General features: G+C 72.2%; 17 protein-coding genes. 4 read left to right on the forward strand and 13 right to left on the reverse strand.

Annotation, left to right across the window (positions count from 1 at the left end; translation table 11 throughout):
- Positions 1–60: 60 nt before the first annotated feature.
- Positions 61–1,470 carry a type I glutamate--ammonia ligase gene (glnA, locus tag HW130_RS15545; protein ID WP_177150164.1) on the reverse strand — a complete coding sequence of 470 codons (1,410 nt, stop codon included), beginning with the start codon at positions 1,468–1,470 and terminating at the stop codon, positions 61–63.
- A 218-nt stretch (positions 1,471–1,688) separates the two neighbouring features.
- Here glnA and HW130_RS15550 point away from each other — a divergent pair, with 218 nt between their 5' ends.
- The gene (locus tag HW130_RS15550; RefSeq protein WP_177150165.1) at positions 1,689–2,156 is read left to right on the forward strand and encodes an RDD family protein; all 468 of its coding nucleotides are present in this window, start codon (positions 1,689–1,691) and stop codon (positions 2,154–2,156) included.
- A 103-nt stretch (positions 2,157–2,259) separates the two neighbouring features.
- Here HW130_RS15550 and HW130_RS15555 read toward each other — a convergent pair whose 3' ends face one another.
- The 4 genes from HW130_RS15555 to lipB all read right to left on the reverse strand — a co-directional run bounded on the left by HW130_RS15555 (position 2,260) and on the right by lipB (position 5,349).
- Positions 2,260–2,967, reverse strand: a complete 708-nt coding sequence (locus HW130_RS15555; protein WP_177150166.1) for a DUF4191 domain-containing protein — start codon at positions 2,965–2,967, stop codon at positions 2,260–2,262.
- A gap of 18 nt (positions 2,968–2,985) precedes the next feature.
- Positions 2,986–3,195 carry a hypothetical protein gene (locus HW130_RS15560; protein WP_177150181.1) on the reverse strand — a complete coding sequence of 70 codons (210 nt, stop codon included), beginning with the start codon at positions 3,193–3,195 and terminating at the stop codon, positions 2,986–2,988.
- Positions 3,196–3,446: 251 nt separating this feature from the next.
- Positions 3,447–4,430, reverse strand: coding sequence for a lipoyl synthase (lipA, locus tag HW130_RS15565; protein WP_177150167.1), 984 nt, complete (start codon positions 4,428–4,430; stop codon positions 3,447–3,449).
- Between the two features lie 121 nt (positions 4,431–4,551).
- Entirely contained in the window at positions 4,552–5,349 is a 798-nt protein-coding gene (lipB, locus tag HW130_RS15570) for a lipoyl(octanoyl) transferase LipB (RefSeq protein ID WP_177150168.1), read from the reverse strand.
- Positions 5,350–5,655: 306 nt separating this feature from the next.
- Between lipB and HW130_RS15575 the strand changes: the two genes are divergently transcribed.
- On the forward strand, positions 5,656–7,104 hold the full coding sequence (locus tag HW130_RS15575; RefSeq protein WP_177150169.1) for a regulator: 1,449 nt from the start codon (positions 5,656–5,658) through the stop codon (positions 7,102–7,104).
- Between the two features lie 746 nt (positions 7,105–7,850).
- On the opposite strand, the gene HW130_RS15580 is transcribed toward HW130_RS15575, so the two are convergent.
- A complete protein-coding gene (locus HW130_RS15580) occupies positions 7,851–9,173 on the reverse strand; it encodes an NAD(P)/FAD-dependent oxidoreductase (RefSeq protein ID WP_177150170.1) in 1,323 nt (440 codons plus the stop codon).
- 530 nt (positions 9,174–9,703) lie between these two features.
- On the reverse strand, positions 9,704–10,603 hold the full coding sequence (locus HW130_RS15585) for a TIGR01777 family oxidoreductase (RefSeq protein ID WP_177150171.1): 900 nt from the start codon (positions 10,601–10,603) through the stop codon (positions 9,704–9,706).
- A 44-nt stretch (positions 10,604–10,647) separates the two neighbouring features.
- Here HW130_RS15585 and HW130_RS15590 point away from each other — a divergent pair, with 44 nt between their 5' ends.
- Positions 10,648–11,169, forward strand: coding sequence for a GNAT family N-acetyltransferase (locus HW130_RS15590; protein WP_177150172.1), 522 nt, complete (start codon positions 10,648–10,650; stop codon positions 11,167–11,169).
- A gap of 25 nt (positions 11,170–11,194) precedes the next feature.
- On the opposite strand, the gene HW130_RS15595 is transcribed toward HW130_RS15590, so the two are convergent.
- Positions 11,195–11,713 carry a DUF4240 domain-containing protein gene (locus HW130_RS15595; RefSeq protein WP_177150182.1) on the reverse strand — a complete coding sequence of 173 codons (519 nt, stop codon included), beginning with the start codon at positions 11,711–11,713 and terminating at the stop codon, positions 11,195–11,197.
- A 140-nt stretch (positions 11,714–11,853) separates the two neighbouring features.
- Here HW130_RS15595 and HW130_RS15600 point away from each other — a divergent pair, with 140 nt between their 5' ends.
- Positions 11,854–12,840: an SDR family oxidoreductase gene (locus HW130_RS15600; protein WP_177150173.1), complete on the forward strand. Its 987-nt coding sequence runs from the start codon at positions 11,854–11,856 to the stop codon at positions 12,838–12,840.
- A gap of 205 nt (positions 12,841–13,045) precedes the next feature.
- Here the strand turns inward: HW130_RS15600 and HW130_RS15605 are convergent, their stop codons facing one another.
- From HW130_RS15605 to sucB, 5 genes are all read right to left on the reverse strand, one after another.
- The gene (locus HW130_RS15605; RefSeq protein WP_177150174.1) at positions 13,046–14,011 is read right to left on the reverse strand and encodes a YafY family protein; all 966 of its coding nucleotides are present in this window, start codon (positions 14,009–14,011) and stop codon (positions 13,046–13,048) included.
- Between the two features lie 19 nt (positions 14,012–14,030).
- Entirely contained in the window at positions 14,031–14,180 is a 150-nt protein-coding gene (locus tag HW130_RS15610; RefSeq protein WP_177150175.1) for a hypothetical protein, read from the reverse strand.
- Between the two features lie 138 nt (positions 14,181–14,318).
- Positions 14,319–16,985, reverse strand: a complete 2,667-nt coding sequence (gene aceE / locus HW130_RS15615; RefSeq protein ID WP_177150176.1) for a pyruvate dehydrogenase (acetyl-transferring), homodimeric type — start codon at positions 16,983–16,985, stop codon at positions 14,319–14,321.
- Between the two features lie 502 nt (positions 16,986–17,487).
- Positions 17,488–18,111: a GntR family transcriptional regulator gene (locus HW130_RS15620; protein WP_177150177.1), complete on the reverse strand. Its 624-nt coding sequence runs from the start codon at positions 18,109–18,111 to the stop codon at positions 17,488–17,490.
- A 100-nt stretch (positions 18,112–18,211) separates the two neighbouring features.
- A partial coding sequence (gene sucB, locus HW130_RS15625) for a 2-oxoglutarate dehydrogenase, E2 component, dihydrolipoamide succinyltransferase (protein WP_177150178.1) occupies positions 18,212–19,239 on the reverse strand: 1,028 nt, incomplete at its 5' end.

The raw sequence follows: 19,239 nt of genomic DNA on the forward strand, positions 1-19,239 counted from the left end.
CACGGCCGACGGCCCACAGACGGCCCAGGCGAGCGGAAACCGCTCCGACCTGCGGCGATCTTAGATGTCGAAGTAGAGCTCGAACTCGTGCGGGTGCGGCCGCAGCTGGATCGGGGCGATCTCGTTCGTGCGCTTGTAGTCGATCCACGTCTCGATCAGGTCCGACGTGAACACGCCGCCCGCCTGCAGGTACTCGTTGTCCTGCTCCAGGGCGTCGAGGACCGCCGGGAGGGAGGTCGGGACCTGGGGGACGTTCGCGTGCTCGTCGGGGGCGAGCTCGTAGAGGTCCTTGTCGATCGGCTCGGCCGGCTCGATCTTGTTCTTCACGCCGTCCAGGCCCGCGAGGAGGAGCGCGGAGAAGGCGAGGTACGGGTTCGACGACGGGTCCGGGGCGCGGAACTCGACGCGCTTGGCCTTCGGGTTCGAGCCGGTGATCGGGATACGCATCGCCGCCGAGCGGTTGCGCTGCGAGTACACCAGGTTGACCGGGGCCTCGAAGCCGGGGACGAGGCGGTGGTAGGAGTTCACCGTCGGGTTGGTGAAGGCCAGCAGCGACGGGGCGTGCTTGAGGATGCCGCCGATGTAGTAGCGGGCGGTGTCCGACAGGCCCGCGTAACCGGCCTCGTCGTAGAAGAGCGGGGAGCCGCCCTGCCACAGCGACTGGTGGACGTGCATGCCCGAGCCGTTGTCGCCGAAGATCGGCTTCGGCATGAAGGTCGCGGTCTTGCCGTTGCGCCAGGCGACGTTCTTCACGATGTACTTGAAGAGCATCAGGTCGTCGGCCGCGGCGAGCAGCGTGTTGAACTTGTAGTTGATCTCCGCCTGGCCGGCGGTGCCGACCTCGTGGTGCTGGCGCTCGACCTGCAGGCCGACGTTCTCCAGCTCCAGGGAGATCTCCGCACGAAGGTCGGCGAAGTGGTCGACGGGCGGGGCCGGGAAGTAGCCGCCCTTGTAGCGGACCTTGTAGCCGCGGTTGTCCTCGACCGCGCCCGTGTTCCAGGCGCCCGCCTCGGAGTCGATGTGGTAGAAGCCCTCGTTCGCGGCGGTGTTGAAGCGCACCGAGTCGAAGACGTAGAACTCGGCCTCGGGGCCGAAGTACGCCGTGTCCGCGATGCCGGTGGAGGCGAGGTAGGCCTCGGCCTTCTTGGCGATGTTCCGCGGGTCGCGGCTGTACTGCTCGCCCGTGATCGGGTCGTGGATGAAGAAGTTGATGTTCAGCGTCTTGTCACGGCGGAACGGGTCCAGACGGGCGGTCGACAGGTCGGCGCGCAGCGCCATGTCGGACTCGTGGATCGCCTGGAAGCCGCGGATCGACGAGCCGTCGAACGCCAGCTCGTCCGAGGGGTCGAAGGCCGTCGCCGGGATCGTGAAGTGCTGCATGACGCCAGGAAGGTCGCAGAACCGGACGTCAACCATCTTTACGTCGTTGTCAGCGATGTACTTCTTGGCCTCGTCGGCGTTCTGGAACATCCAACTCCTCCTACTCCCACCCGGGAGGGGCGGGGTTGCAGCTCGTCCGTGCGGCCAGTGCGGTGGCACACGCTGGACACGACCATAGGCAGACCGGATTTCTCAAGCATGACCCATTTGTTTCGACGAAGTTAACCGGCACGGGTGCCGAGGGCGCCCGTGGCCGGCTCGGGGGCCCGGCCCGAAGTGATCCAAAGCGGGCGCAGTACCGTGGTCGGGTGGACAACAGGCAAGCAATCGGATCGTGGCTTTCCGGGCCCCGCGCGGCGGCCGAGGACATGGGTGTCGACTTCGGGTACCGCGGCCAGCGGCTCGGTCTGCCGGAGACGGGGCCGGGCTCCGTGGCACCGCTCGGGCGTCGCTTCGGAGCGCTGTTCCTCGACTGGGGACTGTGTTTCCTGATCGCATACGGACTGTTCGCAGGCAGTAACCAGCAGGCGACGTCCAACCGCGCCCTGATCGTCTTCCTCGTGATGAGCGTGCTCACCGTCGGCACCGTCGGGTGCACCCCCGGCAAGCGGCTCCTCGGACTGCGCGTCGTCTCCGAGAACGGCGGCCGTCTCGGCTTCGGCCGGGTCGTCGTCCGCAGCGTCCTGCTGTGCCTCGCCGTGCCGGCGCTCGTCTGGGACCGCGACGGCCGCGGCCTGCACGACCGTCTCGCCCGCGCGGTCCAGGTCAGGATCTGAGCCGCGCAGGACAGCGGAGAACGAGAGAGCCGCGGGAGACAGCGGAGAACGCGAGAGGCGGCCGGGACGATGTCCCGGCCGCCTCTCGCGTGTCCTGGATGCGTCAGCGCATCTTTCCGCCGCGCGGCATCCGCATGCCCTTGGGCATCGGACCCTTGGGCAGCGGCATGTTGCTCATCAGGTCGCCCATCGCGCGCAGCCGGTCGTTGGTCGAGGTGACCTGCGGGCCGCTGAGGACGCGGGGCAGCTTGAGCATCGTGGTGCGCACCTTCTTCAGCGGCACCTGGCCCTCGCCGTTGCCGACCAGGATGTCGTGCACGGGGACGTCCACGACGATCCGGTTCATCTTCTTCTTCTCGGCCGCGATCAGTGTCTTGACCCGGTTCGGGTTGCCCTCGGCGACCAGCACGATGCCGGCCTTGCCGACCGCGCGGTGCACCACGTCCTGGTTGCGGTTCATCGCCACCGCGGGTGTCGTGGTCCAGCCGCGCCCCACGTTCTGCAGGACCGCCGCGGCGGCGCCCGGCTGGCCCTCCATCTGCCCGAAGGCCGCCCGCTCGGCGCGGCGTCCGAAGACGATCGCCATCGCCAGGAAGGCCAGCAGGAAGCCCAGGATGCCCAGGTAGATGGGGTGGTCGATCAAGAAACCGATCGCGAGGAAGACACCGAAGGTGACGATTCCCACAGCCGCGACGACAAGACCGACCTTGGGGTCGGCCTTACGGGTCATCTTGTACGTCAGGGCGATCTGCTTCAGTCGCCCGGGGTTCGCAGCAGCGTCAGCGCTGTCTGAGTTTGCCTTCCTCGCCATACCTGAAGTTTACGTGGCCTAAGAAGTGCGGTCAGCCACGGCCTCCAGAACGTGCTCGGCCTCGACGCGGTCCTTGGCCCGGCGCCGGTCCTCCAGCACCGCGGCCCAGGCGTTGCGGCGGGCGGTGCGCTGGCCGCCGCCGAGCAGCAGGGACTCCATGGCGCGCAGGGCGTCGGTGACGGACGGGATGGCTGTGGCGATCACGGGACGTACCGGCGCGGCCTGCATGCTGGAGGTCGGCATCGTGAAGGTCCCCCTCGGGGCGGGAGTCGATGAGTGGGAGCTGTGCGTGCATTCAGCGTCACTGTTCGGTGTTACCAGGGCATGACCGGGTGGTCAAACGCCGATGAAACACCGATGGGCGCGCTGCGAAGCCGTCGCGAACGCGGACGCGGCCCGCACCACGTCCCCGACCTGCGGGGAGGGTGCGGGCCGTGCCCAACTGGCCATTACTGGCCGGTAGTTGCTTGTGCCTGAATTCACACGGCCTGGGCGGCCTGCGCGGAGTCGGTGGCCGTCGCGGTGCCCCGGGCCTCCATCGCCTGCTGGAAGAGGCGGCCGGCGCGGTAGGACGAACGGACCAGCGGACCGGACATGACGCCGGAGAAGCCGATCTCCTCGGCCTCCTCCTTCAGCTCGACGAACTCCTGCGGCTTCACCCAGCGCTCGACCGGGTGGTGGCGCACGGAGGGGCGCAGGTACTGGGTGATCGTGATCAGCTCGCAGCCCGCGTCGTGCAGGTGCTGCAGGGCCTCGCTGACCTCCTCACGGGTCTCGCCCATGCCGAGGATCAGGTTCGACTTGGTGACCAGGCCGTCCTCGCGGGCGCGCGTGATGACCTCGAGCGAGCGCTCGTAGCGGAAGCCGGGGCGGATGCGCTTGAAGATGCGCGGCACCGTCTCGACGTTGTGCGCGAGCACCTCGGGGCGGGAGGAGAAGACCTCGGCCAGCTGCTCGGGCACGGCGTTGAAGTCGGGGATCAGCAGCTCGACCTTGGTGCGGCCGGCCTCGCGGCCGGCGGTCTGCGCGTGGATCTGGCGCACGGTCTCGGCGTACAGCCAGGCGCCGCCGTCCTCCAGGTCGTCGCGGGCGACGCCGGTGATGGTGGCGTAGTTCAGGTCCATCGTGACGACGGACTCGCCGACGCGGCGCGGCTCGTCACGGTCGAGGGCCTGCGGCTTGCCGGTGTCGATCTGGCAGAAGTCGCAGCGGCGGGTGCACTGGTCGCCGCCGATGAGGAACGTGGCCTCGCGGTCCTCCCAGCACTCGAAGATGTTGGGACAGCCAGCCTCCTGGCAGACCGTGTGCAGACCCTCGCTCTTGACCAGTTTCTGCAGCTGGTTGTACTCGGGACCCATCTTCGCCCGGGTCTTGATCCACTCGGGCTTGCGCTCGATGGGGGTCTGGCTGTTCCGGACCTCCAGGCGCAGCATCTTGCGTCCGTCGGGTGCGACTGCGGACACGACCGGCTCCCTACAGCTTCGATTCTTCGGCGAACACCAGAGTACGCCCGTTAAAAGTGCGGCCTTACGTGTGGCCAACCCGTGGCCAGAGGGACGCATTCCCCAGGGCCGCCGACGGCCGTCAGGCGGACGCCTTCTCGATCACGCGGGGCTGCGGCTCCGCGTTCTCCAGGACGTCGCGCATATGCCTCTCCAGGACCGGGAGCACCTCCTCGATCGTGATGTCACGGCCCAGCTCGTTCGCGAGCGAGGCCACGCCCGCGTCGCGGATGCCGCACGGCACGATCCGGTCGAACCAGGTGTTGTCCGGGTTCACGTTCAGGGCGAAGCCGTGCATCGACACGCCCTTCGCGATCCGGATGCCGATCGCGGCGAGCTTGCGGTCCTCGCGGCGCTGGCCGGCGTTGGAGGGGGCGTACTCCGGCCCGTTCAGGCGGGGGTCGAACTCCTCGTCCTGCAGCCGCGGGTCGAAGTCCAGCGACAGGCCGCCGAGTGCCGGACGCTCCCTGACCAGGTCGCCCAGCACCCACACACCGCTGCGGCCCTCCACCCGGCTCGTCTCGACGCCGAACTCCGCGCAGGTGCGGATGAGGGCGTCCTCCAGGCGGCGTACGTGCGCGACCACGTCCACCGGGCGCGGCAGCTTCAGGATCGGATAGCCCACCAGCTGACCCGGGCCGTGCCAGGTGATCTTTCCGCCGCGGTCCACGTCGATGACGGGCGTGCCGTCCAGGGGGCGCTCACTGTCCGCCGTGCGCCGTCCGGCCGTGTAGACCGGCGGGTGCTCCAGGAGCAGGCAGGTGTCGGGGATCTCGTCGGCGAAGCGGGCGGCGTGGACCTCGCGCTGCTTCTGCCAGGCCTCCTGGTACTCGACGGCGTTCTCGCCGAACCCCAGTCGGACGAACCGCAGCTCACTCACGGCAGAGCCTCCCTCGAACCTTCGCCCAGCTGTCATCCGGGCCCATGCCACTGTACGGCGGCCCGGAAGCCGGTGACCGGGCAGGTGGCTTCCGCCCCGCGTCCGTCAGCGCAGCTGTCACTGCCGCCGCCAATCCTCACACGATCGGATGAATGTGGGGCGAAGACGGCGGAACGGGCCGGGAGGGCCGCTAAATTCGCGCCGTTCCTCCCCCAGGGCTTCTCCCCCAGAGCTACGCATGGGGGGACCCCAGGAGGTACCCCCATGGGCTGCTCCCGGCCCGGAAGGCAGGAGACCCGACAGCAGATGACGGAACGAGCCCCACAGCGCACCCCCAACCGGCAGCTCGCCGCGCTCATCGCGGAGGCGGGCTTCTCCCATGCCGGGCTCGCCCGCAGAGTCGACCAGCTGGGCCTCGAACACGGCCTCGACCTGCGCTACGACAAGACCTCCGTCACGCGCTGGCTGCGCGGTCAGCAGCCGCGCGGTACGACCCCGGCGCTGATCGCCGAGGTGTTCACCCGGCGGCTCGGGCGGCGGCTGTCCGCCCAGGACCTCGGCCTGGACGCCTGTGCGCCGGTCTACGCGGGCCTGGAGTTCGCGGCCACGCCCGAGGAAGCCGTGGACATCGTCAGCGGGCTGTGGCGCAAGGACTCCGGCAGCCACGCCGAACTGCGGAAGATCGCGTTCACCCCCGCCGGTCTGGTCGTGCCGAGCCGGGACTGGCTGATCGGCCGCGCCGACGAGCGGGTGGGCCGCGGCGAGACGGCGCACAGCGGCCCGGGCCGGGTCCCGCCCCAGGGCGGCCGCCTCACCGTGCCCCGGCAGCGCGGCACCGATCGCGGACCCGGCCAGAAGGTCTCCGGCGGCGACATCTCCGCCCTGCGCTCCGTCGGCGAACTGTTCCGCGCCCTCGACCACGCCTACGGCGGCGGCCACGCCCGGCAGGCCCTCGTCCGCTACCTGGAGCACGAGGCCGAGCCGATGCTGCGCGGCACGTACGGGGAGGCGCTGGGCCGCCGGCTCTTCGCCGCGGCCGCCGATCTGACCCGGCTCGCCGGGTGGACCTCGTACGACATAGCGGCACACGGCCTCGCCCAGCGGTACTTCGTCCAGGCCCTGCGGCTCGCGCAGGCGGCGGGGGACCGGGCGTACGGCTCGTACGTGCTCGTCACCATGAGCCGCCAGGCCGTCTACCTCGGGCACGGCCGCGAGGCGGTGCAGCTGACCCGGGTCGCGCAGCAGGGCGTGGGCTCCTCGGCGCCGCCGCTGGTACAGGCACTGCTGAACGCCGCCGAGGCGCGGGCCCACGGGGTGCTCGGCGATGCGCGGGCCTGCAACGCGGCCCTCGCCCGCGCGGAGCGCGCGCTGGAGTCGGCCAGGCCGGGCGACGACGTGCCGCACTGGGCGAGCTTCTTCGACGAGGCGCAGCTCGCCGACGAGATCGGGCACTGCCACCGTGATCTCCAGCAGTACCGCTCGGCGGTCCAGCACGCGGAGCGCTCGCTCAGGCTGCGGGCCCCGGCCTTCGCCCGCAGCCGGCTGTTCTGCCGGGTGGTCCTCGCGACGGCGCGCCTGGGCCTGGGGGAGCTGGAGCAGGCGTGCGCGCTGGGGGCGGAGGCGGCGCTGCAGGCGTCGGAGATGCGGTCGGCGCGGGCGTCGGAGTACGTGCGGGAATTCGAGCGCCGCCTGGAGCCGTACCGGGACGCGAGCCCGGTCCGCACGTACCGCGACAGGGTGGCGGCGCTGGGGTAGCCCCTGCGGGTGCGCTTTCCCCTACCCGCCCCTTCCCGAAACCGGGGCGAGCCCCGGACCCGTACCGTGCTCCGTGCGGTGTCCTCAATCGCAGGACGGGCTGCAATGCAGCCCCGCTGGGGGCACCTCCCACGGCCGCCAGGCCGTAGGGGGAGATTGAGGCGCGGGGGTCCGGGGGCGGAGCCCCCGAAACACCGCGCGGAGCGACCACGGCAGCGGCCCGGCGTCCGAGCCGAGCAGGGTGATCCGGGTGTCCGCCGTGACCGGGGTGTCGTTCGGTCGCCGAGCCGATCCGTGGTGTGAAGCCGCTGGTGCGCGTGGTCTCGCCGCGCAGCTGCTCGGCGAGCTCCCGGACCGACTGGCGTGCGGGCCGGGGAATTCGGCCCGCCCTCCGGGAAGCGCGGTCAGTGTGCGGGAGTGCGGGTCGACGGGGATGCGGGTGTTCGGGGTGAGGGCCGTGGTGCCGCCGAGATCGGACCACTCGGTCGGGCGGGGGACGACGTTCGGGGGTGGTCCGGCTGATTGCGGCTGGTCGGCAGCTGTAGCACCCGATGAGCGATAGCTCCGATGACCAGACTCAGGGTGAGAGTGAAAATGGGCGTGAAGCGTCGCACTACTGTCTCCCGGCATCAAGGGGCACCGGGAACGTAGTGCGGGGTCGAACCTCTGCCAAGGGAGAGGTCGGATGTATCGCTTGGACTTCTGGAGCGAGTCGTCCGAGGGCGGTGGCGGCCGCCCTCGGTGACTCAGGCCGCCGCCAGCGCGGGCGTCACGCAGCCCGGCCGGATGCCGACGTCCGACAGGAGCGCGTGCGCGGCCCGGCGGCCCGAGAACAGCGCGCCCTGGACCGTCGCCGTGTCCCGGTGGTCGCCGCAGACGTAGAGCCCCGCCAGCACGCGCACCGGGCGGCGCAGGTCGTGCGGCGGCCTCATATCCGGTACGGCCGCCGCTTCGTGATGGACGCTCAGGAGCTCCCAGTCGGTCGTCGGCGTCCCGTACAGCGTCTCCAGGTGGCGTCGCACCTGCCGGTCCACGTCGTCGGGCAGGCCCCCCACCACCGTGGAGGAGATCAGCGCCCGGCCCTCGGGCGCGCGGGACGGGTCGACCTCGCTCATCACCGCCGTGTGCGAGACGGGCCCGACGCGGTCCGCGTCCAGGACCAGCGACGGATCGGTCAGCGGAGGCTCCGGCGCGGTGTGGTGCACCACCGTCACCGGCCGGAACGAAGGCACCCGCAGCCCCGGCAGCAGCTCCGCCGCCGTCCGCGCGTCCGTGGCGACCACGACGGAACGGCAGCGGAACTCGCCGTGCTCCTCGGTCGTGACCCTGTTGGTCGCGATGGCCGTGACCCGTGTGCCCGTGCGGACCGTCCCCTCCGGCAGCGCGGCGGCCAGCAGTTCGGGCAGGGCGGACGCACCGCCCGCCGGGACGCACAGCCTGCCGCGCGCGTAACCGCGCAGCACCAGGTCGGCGCACCGGCTGGAGGTGGTCAGCTCCGGGTCGCACAGCAGCGCGGCCAGCAGGGGGCGCAGGAAGCCGTGCACCGTACGGGCGGGCAGTCCACGGCTGTGGAGGGCGTCGGCGGCGGCGCGTTCCGGCCGGGCCAGCACCCGCCGTACGGAGGTGCCCGCGAGTCGCGCCAGCGACGCCCCCAGCCGGGCCTGGTCGAGATGCCGCGGCCGAGGGGCGCTCGCAAGGGCGCGCGCGACGGTGAATGCGACCCCTACGCCCCGGGTGGCGTGCGGCGACGTCCCGACCTCGCCGGTCCGCTGGAGCCGCCCTTCGGCGTGCACGAGCACACCGGGCGAGAACAACCGCAGTTCGGCGTCGCGCAGCGCGGTGATGCGCCGCAGCTCCGGGAACGCGGTACTGAGCAACTGACCTGCGCGGTCGAGCCGGAATCCGTCGATCCGCTCGGTGGCCATGCGCCCGCCCACGACCGGGGCGGCCTCCAGGACCCTGACCGTCACCCCCGCACTGGCGAGCCGATGAGCTGCCGAGAGTCCGGCGATCCCGGCCCCGACGATGACGACGTCCGCGTGATCCGCATGCTGAGCGGTGCTGAGCACGTGCCCCTCCCCGAGGTCGGCGCGGCTGGTGGGAACCTCATGCCCCCATCAGGCCCGGGGAATACCCGAGTTCGCACCGAGACTAGGAACCGGGACCCCGACCTGCAGTCGCGCACACGACGGAGCACCGGAGCGCGGGGGCGCACGGCGCCGGTCGTCCGTCGTCCCCGTGCGGGACGCCGCCCACCGCCGCGGCCGTCGCCCGGCCGCGCGCCGCCGCCGCGTCGCGGCGATCGGCCGCGTACCGCGTCGCGATGCCCTGTCCGCCCGCGAGGCGGCCTCGCCCGTGACGGCTTGCGGCCGTGGCGCGTCCCCGGCGGCATACCGCGGTGCGATGGCAGCGCCTTGCGGGCTCGGCGTTGCCTGTCGCCGGCCTTTACCGGTCCGCCGCCGGGCGGCGGTGGCGGCGCGTGGCGGCGGAGCCGTCGGGGCCACAGGGCGTTACGTCGCACCTCCGGTGGCAGGGACGCCGCCCGCCCCGCCCGGGTCCACGCCGGGGTGCGCGACCCGGCCGTGCCGCCCCCGGGCGGCTACCGCAGGGCCGCGCGGATGGCGTCGTCGATATGAGGGAACGCGAACGAGAAGCCCGACTCCAACAGGCGGACCGGCAGCGCGCGTTGGCTGCTCAGGACGTCCGAGGCCATCTCGCCCAGCACCAGCCGCAACAACGGTGTCGGGACCGCGAAGAGCGCCGGGCGGTGCAGGACCCGGCCCATCGCCTCCGTCACCTCGCGGTTGGTCACCGGCTCCGGCGCCGTCAGGTTCACCGGGCCCGACAGCGACTCCGTGTCCAGGATGTGCCGCAGCGCCGCCACCTCGTCGTGCAGCGCGATGAAGCTCCAGTACTGGCGCCCGCTGCCGAGCCGTCCCCCGAGCCCCGCCCGGAACAGCGGGAACATCCGGCCCCACGCGCCGCCCTCCCGGGCCACCACCAGGCCGGTGCGGGCGAACGCCGTACGCACGCCCGCCTCCTGCGCGGGCGCCGCCGCCTCCTCCCACTCCACGCACACACCCGGCAGGAAACCTTCCCCCGGCGGCGCGTCCTCGTCCACCGGACGGTCTCCTGTGTCGCCGTAGAAGCCGACCGCGCTGCCGCTGACCAGCACCTTCGGCGGGGTGTCCAGCGAGGCCACCGCCTCCGCGATCGCCGCCGTGCCGAGCACCCGGCTGTCGCGGATCTCCCTGCGGTACGCCTGCGTCCAGCGGTGGTCGCCCACCCCCGCGCCGGCGAGGTGCACGACCGCGTCGCAGCCCACGAGGCCCGCGACGTCGACGTACTGCCGCCGCGGGTCCCACTCGACCTCGTCGCCCGCCCCGGACGGGTGCCGCACCAGCCGCACCACCTCGTGCCCGTCCGCGCGCAGCGAGCGCACGAGCGCCTTGCCGATGAGCCCCGAGGCGCCGGTGACGGCGATACGCGATCTCTGCATGGCCCCATCCTGCCCCGCCCGTACCGCATGGCACAGTTGCCCCCATGCCCGAGTCGCACACACGTCCAGCGATACCCCCGGCGATACGTCCCGCGCGCGCCGCCGACGACACGGCCCTCGGCGAACTCGACCGGGCGACCTGGTCGCCCCTGCACGCCGTGCAGCCGCGGCCCGAGCCCCCGTACGGCCCGTTCTTCGACGCCACCCACCGGCCCGAGGACTTCCTGGTCGCGGAGGACACCGACGGCACGCTCCTCGGCTACATCCGCCTCGTGCGACCGACGCCCCTCGCCTGCAACCGGCATGTACGCCAGATCCAGGGCCTCGCCGTGGCCGACCGGGCACGGGGCCGCGGCGTCGGCCGGGCCCTGCTGCGCGCGGCGTGCGACGAGGCGCGCCGCCAGGGCGCCATCCGCCTCACCCTGCGCGTCCTCGGCCACAACGCCCCGGCGCGCGCGCTGTACGAGGCGGAGGGCTTCAGGGTCGAGGGCGTGCTCCCGGGTGAGTTCCTGCTGGAGGGGCGTTACGTGGACGACGTCCTGATGGGCCGTTCCCTGGAGGCGTGACCCGCGCGGACGTACCGCCGGGCGGTCAGCCGCCGAAACGTTCCCACAGGCGCGGGAAGCGCCGCGCCAGCGCCGCGTCGTCGTCGAAGGCGAACGGGACGCCCGCCGGCTCGGTCGCCTGCACCGGAATACCGAGGTCCGGCGCGTCGACACCGGTCAGCTGCTCGTACGCCTCGTCCGCCGCGTAGCCCAGCTCCTCGCCGTCTCCGTCGATGTCCTCGTCGAAGTCGTCCAGCAGCTCCGCCAGCGAGTCGGGGTCGTGCACCGCGCCCTCGAAGACCTCGCGGCCCTGGCCGATGAGCCAGCAGCGGAAGTAGTCGAACGCGTCGTCGCTCGCGCCGCCGAGCAGCACGGCCGCCGCGCCCCACAGGTCCCAGGTGTACGCGCGGTTGTAGCGAGCCTCGAAGTGCCGGGCGAAGTCCAGCACGGAGTCGGGATCGAGCTGCAGCAGCCGCTCGACGAGCAGCTCGGCATGGTCCTCGGGGTCGCCCTCGGCGGCCTCACGGGTGCTGTCGACGATCTCCCAGAACTCCGTCTCGTCCATCACGGGACAAGCATCGTGTCTGGGGGAGGGCGGCGCACGCGGAGCCGGGGAAAGCGGCCGTATCGAGATGAGCGGTCCATCGGGGCGACGGGCGGCAATGCCGGACAGAAGGTGTCGGGATTCCGTGCGACGGTCGCTCCATGACGACGAACGAGCCGTTGAACGGATCCGTGGACAAGCCCCCGCACCACTCGCAGGAGTCGCCGGCCGGCCCCCGGGGCCGGCCGCTGCACGGCAGGATCGCGCTGGTCGCGGGCGCGACCCGGGGCGCGGGCCGCGCCATCGCCGTGGAACTCGGCGCCGCGGGCGCCACGGTCTACGTGAGTGGCCGCACCACCCGCGAGCACGTCAGCGAGGTGGGCCGCGCGCAGGAGACGATCGAGGGGACCGCCGAACTCGTCACCGCCGCCGGCGGGACGGGCATCGCCGTCCCCACCGACCACCTGGAGGCCGACCGGGTCCGGTCGCTGGTCGACCGCATCGACCGCGACCAAGGACGCCTGGACATCCTGGTGAACGACATCTGGGGCGGGAACTTCCTGCTCGACTTCGACACCAGGATGTGGGACGTCGACCTCGAGCGCGGCCTGCGCATGATCGACCTGGGGGTGCGGACGCACATCATCACGAGCAGCATCGCGCTGCCCCTGCTGGTACGGGAGCCGGGCGGCCTGGTCGTCGAGGTGACGGACGGGACCGCGGAGACGAACAGGGAGCCCCGCGAGAACTTCTACTACGACCTCGCCAAGAACGGGCCGATCCGCATGGCGTACCTCCTCGGCGAGGAACTGAAGGAGGTGGGCGCGACGGCGGTGGCGGTCACCCCGGGGTTCCTCCGCTCCGAGGAGATGCTGGACATCTTCGGCCTCACGGAGGAGACCTGGCGGGACGGCATCGCCAAGCAGCGGCACTGGGCGCTGTCCGAGTCCCCGGCGTACCTGGGCCGCGGCGTGGCGGCTCTGGCCGCCGACCCGGACCGGGCCCGCTGGAACGGCGCATCGCTGGACAGCGGCCGGCTGGCCAAGGAGTACGGCGTCACGGACACGGACGGCAGCCGCCCGGACGTCTGGGGCTTCATGCTGGCGGAGAAGGCGGGCGAGACCCCGCGCGTGGACGCGTACCGCTGACCCTCCGCCCGCGGGCGCGGGGGCGTCGCGCCCGCGGGCGCCGCCCGGCGCATGCGCCCGGGTCCGCGGGCGGCGTGCCTGCCTCACCACCCTGTGGCCGGTGCCGGGCGCGCCCGGTGGTCTGCCTCGGCGGCGCGGTGGCGTCGGGCGGGTCCGGGCCCGGGCGCCGGGCTCGCCGGTGGTCTGCCTCGGCGGCGCGGGGCCGTCAGGGGTACAGGTCGCGCAGCCGTGTCGCGGTCGTCGCGAAGCGTTCCCGGAGCGCCGCCGGTGTCAGGACCTCCGCCTCCGCGCCCAGCGTCAGCAACTGCGAGTACGCCACATCCAGGGACTCCACCGGGAGCGTGAGCGTCACGCGGCCCCGGGCGTCTTGCGGGGGCGCGGCGGCGAGCGCCTCCTCGGCCGCCGAGCGGTCCGTCACGTACGGCAGGCGCTCCGCACCCGCCTCCGTCACCCGCACCACCACCTCCGCGCGGAGGATGGAGCGCGCGAACTCGGCCGCGCGCTCCGCCCAGAAGCCGGGCAGGTCGAAGTCCTCGTCCCGTTCGAAGACCTCCCCGTCCGCCTCCGCCGCCGAGAACCGGTCGACCCGGTACACCCGGAACGAGCCCTCCGCGCGGGCGCACAAGTACCAGACGCCCGCCTTCAGCACGAGACCGTACGGCTCCAGCTCCCGCTCCACCTCGGTGTCCCGGCGGCGGTACGACGCCCGGATCCGGTGGTCCGCCCACACCGCCTCCGCGATCAGCGGCAGCAGCTCCGGCGTCCGCGGCTCCTGGTACCACCCGGGCGCGTCCAGATGGAACCGCTGCGCCGCCGAGTGCGGGGCGTCCCGCAGGGACGGGAGCAGCGCCGCGGACACCTTCAGGCGCGCCGCGGAGGCCGCGTCCTGAAGGCCCATGTCCCGCAGCGCGCCCGGCAGTCCGGACAGGAACAGGGCCTCGGCCTCGTCGCGCCCGAGGCCGGTCAGCCGGGTGCGGTACCCGCCGATCAGCCGGTAGCCCCCGCTGCGCCCACGGTCCGCGTAGACCGGCACCCCCGCCTCGCAGAGCGCGAGCGCGTCCCGCGTCACGGTCCGCTCGGACACCTCCAGCTCCCGTGCCAGCTCGGCCCCGGTCATGGCGGATCTCGCCTGGAGCAGCAGCACCATCTTGATCAGCCGGGCAGCGCGCATGGAGGCATTGTCGCGCAGCTCAGGCCGGCGGCTCCTGGAGCTGCGTCACCCACTTCTCCTGGTCCTGCGGGCACTCCGGGCAGACCTCCCGGGCGTAACCCGCCGAGCGGTGCCCGCCCACCTCGATCCACTGCGCCGGGTTCTGCGCGGTGGGCACGATCGCGTCCATCGGGACCGCGGTGCACGATCGTCGCCGCCCGCTCGACGGCGTGGAGATCGACGACCGCGAAGTCCGCGCCCGGCGCCCGGCCGTGTGCGAGGGCCCCGGAGGCAGCTGCCTCCGGGGCCCTCGCACACGCAACAGGTCCTACAGGCCGTAGCGCTCGCGCGCCTCCTTCACGGCCGAGGCAGGAACCTCGCCGCGCCGGGCCAGCTGTGCCAGCGCCGCGACCGTGATCGACTGCGCGTCGACGCCGAAGTGGCGGCGCGCGCCCTCACGGGTGTCCGACAGACCGAAGCCGTCCGTGCCGAGCGACGACCAGTCCTGCTCGACCCACTGACTGATCTGGTCGGGCACCTGCCGCATCCAGTCGGAGACGGCCAGCACCGGACCCGGAGCACCCTCCAGCGCCTCGGTCACGTACGGCGTGCGCTGCTCGCCGCGCAGCAGGGCCTCGTCGGCCTCCAGCGCGTCGCGGCGCAGCTCGCCCCACGAGGTCGCGGACCACACGTCGGCGGCCACGTTCCAGTCGGCGGCCAGCAGCTCCTGGGCCTCGAGCGCCCAGTGGATGGCCGTACCGGAGGCGAGCAGCTGCAGGCGCGGCGCGTCCGCGTCGGCCGAGCCCTCCTTGAAGCGGTACAGGCCCTTGACGATGCCCTCCTCGACGCCCTCCGGCATGGCGGGCTGCGGCTTGGGCTCGTTGTAGACCGTCAGGTAGTAGAAGACGTCCTCCGCGTCCGGGCCGTACATCCGGCGCAGACCGTCCTTGACGATCACCGCGACCTCGTACGCGAAGGCCGGGTCGTAGTTCAGCGACGCCGGGTTCGTGGCGGCGATCAGGTGCGAGTGGCCGTCCGCGTGCTGGAGGCCCTCACCGGTCAGGGTCGTACGGCCCGCCGTCGCGCCCACGATGAAGCCCTTGCCGAGCTGGTCGGCGAGCTGCCACATCTGGTCGCCGGTCCGCTGCCAGCCGAACATCGAGTAGAAGATGTAGAACGGGATCATCGTCTCGCCGTGCGTCGCGTACGACGTCGCGGCGGCGATGAAGTCGGCCATGGCGCCGGCCTCGGTGATCCCCTCGTTGAGGATCTGGCCGTCCTTGGCCTCCTTGTAGTACATCAGCTGGTCACGGTCGACCGGCTCGTACGTCTGGCCCAGCGGCGAGTAGATGCCCGCGGACGGGAACAGCGACTCCATGCCGAAGGTGCGGGCCTCGTCCGGGACGATCGGCACCCAGCGCCTGCCGGTCTCCTTGTCCCGCATCAGGTCCTTCATCAGCCGGACGAAGGCCATGGTCGTGGCCATCTCCTGCCTGCCGGACCCCTTGTACAGGGCCTTGAACGCGCGCTCCTGAGGCTGCGGCAGCGCCGCCGCGTGGACCCGGCGGGCCGGGGCGGGACCGCCGAGGGCGGCGCGGCGCTCCTGGAGGTAGCGGACCTCGGGGGAGTCGGCGCCCGGGTGGCCGTACGGCACGAGGCCGTCGGCGAAGGCGCTGTCGGCGATCGGGAGCCCGAGCAGGTCGCGCATGCCCTTGAACTCGTCGATCGTCAGCTTCTTCATCTGGTGGTTGGCGTTCTTGGACTCGAAGCCCTTGCCGAGCGTGTAGCCCTTCACCGTCTGGGCGAGGATCACGGTCGGCGCGCCCTTGTGCTCGACGGCCGCCTTGTACGCCGCGTACACCTTGCGGGCCTCGTGGCCGCCGCGGGAGGTGTAGAAACACTCGGCGATCTTCGCGTCGGTGAGCAGCTTGGCCAGCTCGACGAGCGCGGGCTCGGCGCCGAAGAAGTGCTCGCGGATGTACGCGACGTCGCGGGTCGCGTACGTCTGGAACTGCGCGTCCGGCACCTCACGGAGGCGGCGGACGAGGGCGCCGGTGGTGTCGAGCTGGAACAGCTCGTCCCAGGCCGAGCCCCACAGCGATTTGACGACGTTCCAGCCGGCGCCGCGGAACTGGGCCTCCAGCTCCTGCACGATCTTGAAGTTGGCGCGGACCGGGCCGTCGAGACGCTGCAGGTTGCAGTTGATGACGAAGGTCAGGTTGTCGAGCCGCTCACGGGAGGCCAGGGCGAGGGCCGCGGTCGACTCGGGCTCGTCCATCTCGCCGTCGCCGAGGAACGCCCAGACGTGGGAGTTCGCCGTGTCCTTGATGCCGCGGTTGTGCAGATAGCGGTTGAAGCGCGCCTGGTAGATCGCGGAGAGCGGGCCGAGACCCATGGAGACGGTGGGGAACTCCCACAGCCAGGGCAGGCGGCGCGGGTGCGGGTAGGAGGGGAGGCCGTTGCCGCCCGCCTCCTGCCGGAAGTTGTCGAGCTGCTGCTCGCTCAGCCGGCCGTCGAGGAACGCGCGGGCGTAGATGCCCGGGGAGGCGTGGCCCTGGATGTAGAGCTGGTCGCCGGAGCCGTCGCTTTCCTTGCCGCGGAAGAAGTGGTTGAAGCCGGTCTCGTAGAGCCAGGCCGCGGAGGCGAAGGTGGCGATGTGGCCGCCGACGCCGAAGCGGGAGCCGCGGGTCACCATGGCGGCCGCGTTCCAGCGGTTCCAGGCGGTGATGCGCGCCTCCATCTCCTCGTCGCCCTCGAACGCGGGCTCGGCGGAGGTGGGGATGGTGTTGACGTAGTCCGTCTCCAGCAGCCGGGGCAGGGCGACGCCCGCCTTCTCGGCGTGCTGGAGGGTGCGGCGCATCAGGTACGCGGCGCGGTGCGGGCCGGCATGCTCCGCGACGGCGTCGAGGGACGCCGCCCACTCGGCGGTTTCCTCGGCGTCACGGTCCGGGAGCTGGTCGAGCTCGCTCGGAAGCTTGCCTACGGGGTCGGTCATGATCGCCGCCTTCCGGACAGGAGGGGGGTGGAGAAAAGGGGGTGCCGTGTCTGGCAGGACAGGGCGAGGGTGGGTGAACCCGTCGACGACTGTAAGTCTCTGATCGATGATCGATCAAAGCCTGGGGAGAAATTGGCATCCGGTGCCGCAAAAGTGGGCACGGGGTGCCGGTGCGAATGCACCCTTTCCGGGCGCGCCGCACTCGGCCCCGGCCTGCGTGACGCTCGGCCACGTACCGCCCGGCGGGGGCGGGGACGCGCAGGGGTCGTGGTTCGGGACGTAAGGCGTCGTTGGTCACCGCGACGCAGGTTCGTGGAAGCAGTCCTGAATTCGAGCCCCGGAGCGGCCCGACGCTGGGGTCACGAACCGGCGCGGCCCGGGGTGGCACCGGTTCGCTGCCCGCTCAAGGGCCCGGCCCCGGAGCGGCCCGACGCTGCGCTCCTGGAGCGGGCCGAGCCCGGGAGAGTGCCCCGGTCCGCCGCCCGCCCAAGGGCCACGCGCGCTACGCGCGCGGCGCGCAGCCCAGTACGTGGGACTTCACCAGCGTGCCGATCGCCGGGTCGCGCCTGCGGAACGCCTCCACCAGCTCCTGGTGCTCCTCCGCGTACGACTTCTGCACCGTCCCCAGCCACCGGATCGACAGCGCCGTGAAGACCTCGATCCCGAGCCCCTCCCAGGTGTGCAGGAGGACCTTGTTGGACGCGGCACGCACCAGCTCGCGGTGGAACGCCACCGTGTGCCGGACCTGGGCCGCCGAGTCGCCCGTGCGGTCCGCCTCGTACAGCGCCGTGACGTGCGGCTCCAGCGCCGAACAGTCGTCCGCCAGCCGCTCCGCGGCCAGTTCGGCCGCGATCTGCTCCAGGCCCGCCCGGACCGGGTAGCTCTCCTCCAGGTCGGCGGCCGTCAGATTCCGCACCCGCACACCCTTGTTGGGCGCCGACTCGATCAGCCGCAGCGACTCCAGCTCGCGCAGCGCCTCGCGCACCGGGGTCTGGGAGACCTCCAGCTCGGTCGCGATACGGCGCTCGACGATGCGTTCCCCGGGCTTCCAGCGGCCGCTGACGATCCCCTCCACGATGTGCTCGCGGATCTGATCGCGCAGCGAGTGGACGACGGGGACGGTCATGGAGCGCTCCTTAAAGCCGCGTCGACCTGTGACCCCTAGACAATACGGCGGCGCCCCCGCCGGAATGTACTCCCAGCGGGGGCGCCGTTCGTGAGGCTGGTTACAGACCGAGTTCGACCTCGAACTCGCCCGCCTCCAGGATCGCCTTGACGGCCGTCAGGTAGCGGGCCGCGTCGGCGCCGTCCACCAGACGGTGGTCGTAGGAGAGCGCGACGTACGTCATGTCGCGGACGGCGATCGTCTCGCCGAGGTCCGGGTGGTTCACGACCACCGGACGGCGGACCGTGGCGCCGATGCCCAGGATGGCGACCTGGTTCGGCGGCACGATGATCGTGTCGAACAGCGCACCGCGCGAGCCGGTGTTGCTGATGGTGAACGTCGCACCGGCGAGGTCGTCCGGCGTGATCTTGCTGGCGCGCACGGCGCCGGCGAGCTCGGCCGTCTTCTTCGCGATACCGGCGATGTTCAGGTCGCCCGCACCCTTGATGACCGGCGTCATCAGACCCTTCTCGGAGTCCACGGCGATGCCGATGTTCTCCGAGTCGAAGTACGTGATGGTGCCCTCGGCCTCGTTGATCCGGGCGTTGATGACCGGGTGGGCCTTCAGCGCCTGGGCCGCGGCCTTGACGAAGAACGGCATCGGGGAGAGCTTGACGCCCTCACGCGCCGCGAACGCGTCCTTCGCCCGGGCGCGCAACTTCATCAGCTTGGTGATGTCGACCTCGACGACCGAGGTCAGCTGGGCCTGGTCGTGCAGCGCCTTCATCATGTTGTCGCCGATGACCTTGCGCATGCGGGTCATCTTGACGGTCTGACCGCGCAGCGGGGACGCCTCCAGCTTCGGAGCCTGCGGAGCGGCCGGGGCGGCAGCGGCGGCGGGCGCCGGGACGGCGGCCTTGGCGGCCTCCGCGGCGGCGATGACGTCCTGCTTGCGGATACGGCCGCCGACGCCGGTGCCCTTGACGGTGGCGAGGTCGACGCCGTTCTCGGCGGCGAGCTTGCGGACCAGCGGGGTGACGTACGCGTCGCTCGCCTCGACGGAGGCGGGCGCGGGCGCGGCGGGCGCCGGAGCCGGGGCCGCGGGGGCGGCCGGGGCAGCGGCGGCCGGAGCCGGAGCCGGAGCCGGAG

Source organism: Streptomyces sp. PKU-EA00015, assembly GCF_013387495.1.
Lineage (GTDB): Bacteria > Actinomycetota > Actinomycetes > Streptomycetales > Streptomycetaceae > Streptomyces.

Bases quoted from the DNA above. Each gene is read 5' to 3' on its own strand.
- glnA (WP_177150164.1), bottom strand. From the start codon at position 1,470: ATGTTCCAGAACGCCGACGAGGCCAAGAAGTACATCGCTGACAACGAC.
- HW130_RS15555 (WP_177150166.1), bottom strand. From the start codon at position 2,967: ATGGCGAGGAAGGCAAACTCAGACAGCGCTGACGCTGCTGCGAACCCC.
- HW130_RS15560 (WP_177150181.1), bottom strand. From the start codon at position 3,195: ATGCAGGCCGCGCCGGTACGTCCCGTGATCGCCACAGCCATCCCGTCC.
- HW130_RS15575 (WP_177150169.1), top strand. From the start codon at position 5,656: ATGACGGAACGAGCCCCACAGCGCACCCCCAACCGGCAGCTCGCCGCG.
- HW130_RS15585 (WP_177150171.1), bottom strand. From the start codon at position 10,603: ATGCAGAGATCGCGTATCGCCGTCACCGGCGCCTCGGGGCTCATCGGC.
- HW130_RS15590 (WP_177150172.1), top strand. From the start codon at position 10,648: ATGCCCGAGTCGCACACACGTCCAGCGATACCCCCGGCGATACGTCCC.
- HW130_RS15595 (WP_177150182.1), bottom strand. From the start codon at position 11,713: ATGGACGAGACGGAGTTCTGGGAGATCGTCGACAGCACCCGTGAGGCC.
- HW130_RS15600 (WP_177150173.1), top strand. From the start codon at position 11,854: ATGACGACGAACGAGCCGTTGAACGGATCCGTGGACAAGCCCCCGCAC.
- HW130_RS15605 (WP_177150174.1), bottom strand. From the start codon at position 14,011: ATGCGCGCTGCCCGGCTGATCAAGATGGTGCTGCTGCTCCAGGCGAGA.
- HW130_RS15610 (WP_177150175.1), bottom strand. From the start codon at position 14,180: ATGGACGCGATCGTGCCCACCGCGCAGAACCCGGCGCAGTGGATCGAG.
- aceE (WP_177150176.1), bottom strand. From the start codon at position 16,985: ATGACCGACCCCGTAGGCAAGCTTCCGAGCGAGCTCGACCAGCTCCCG.
- HW130_RS15620 (WP_177150177.1), bottom strand. From the start codon at position 18,111: ATGACCGTCCCCGTCGTCCACTCGCTGCGCGATCAGATCCGCGAGCAC.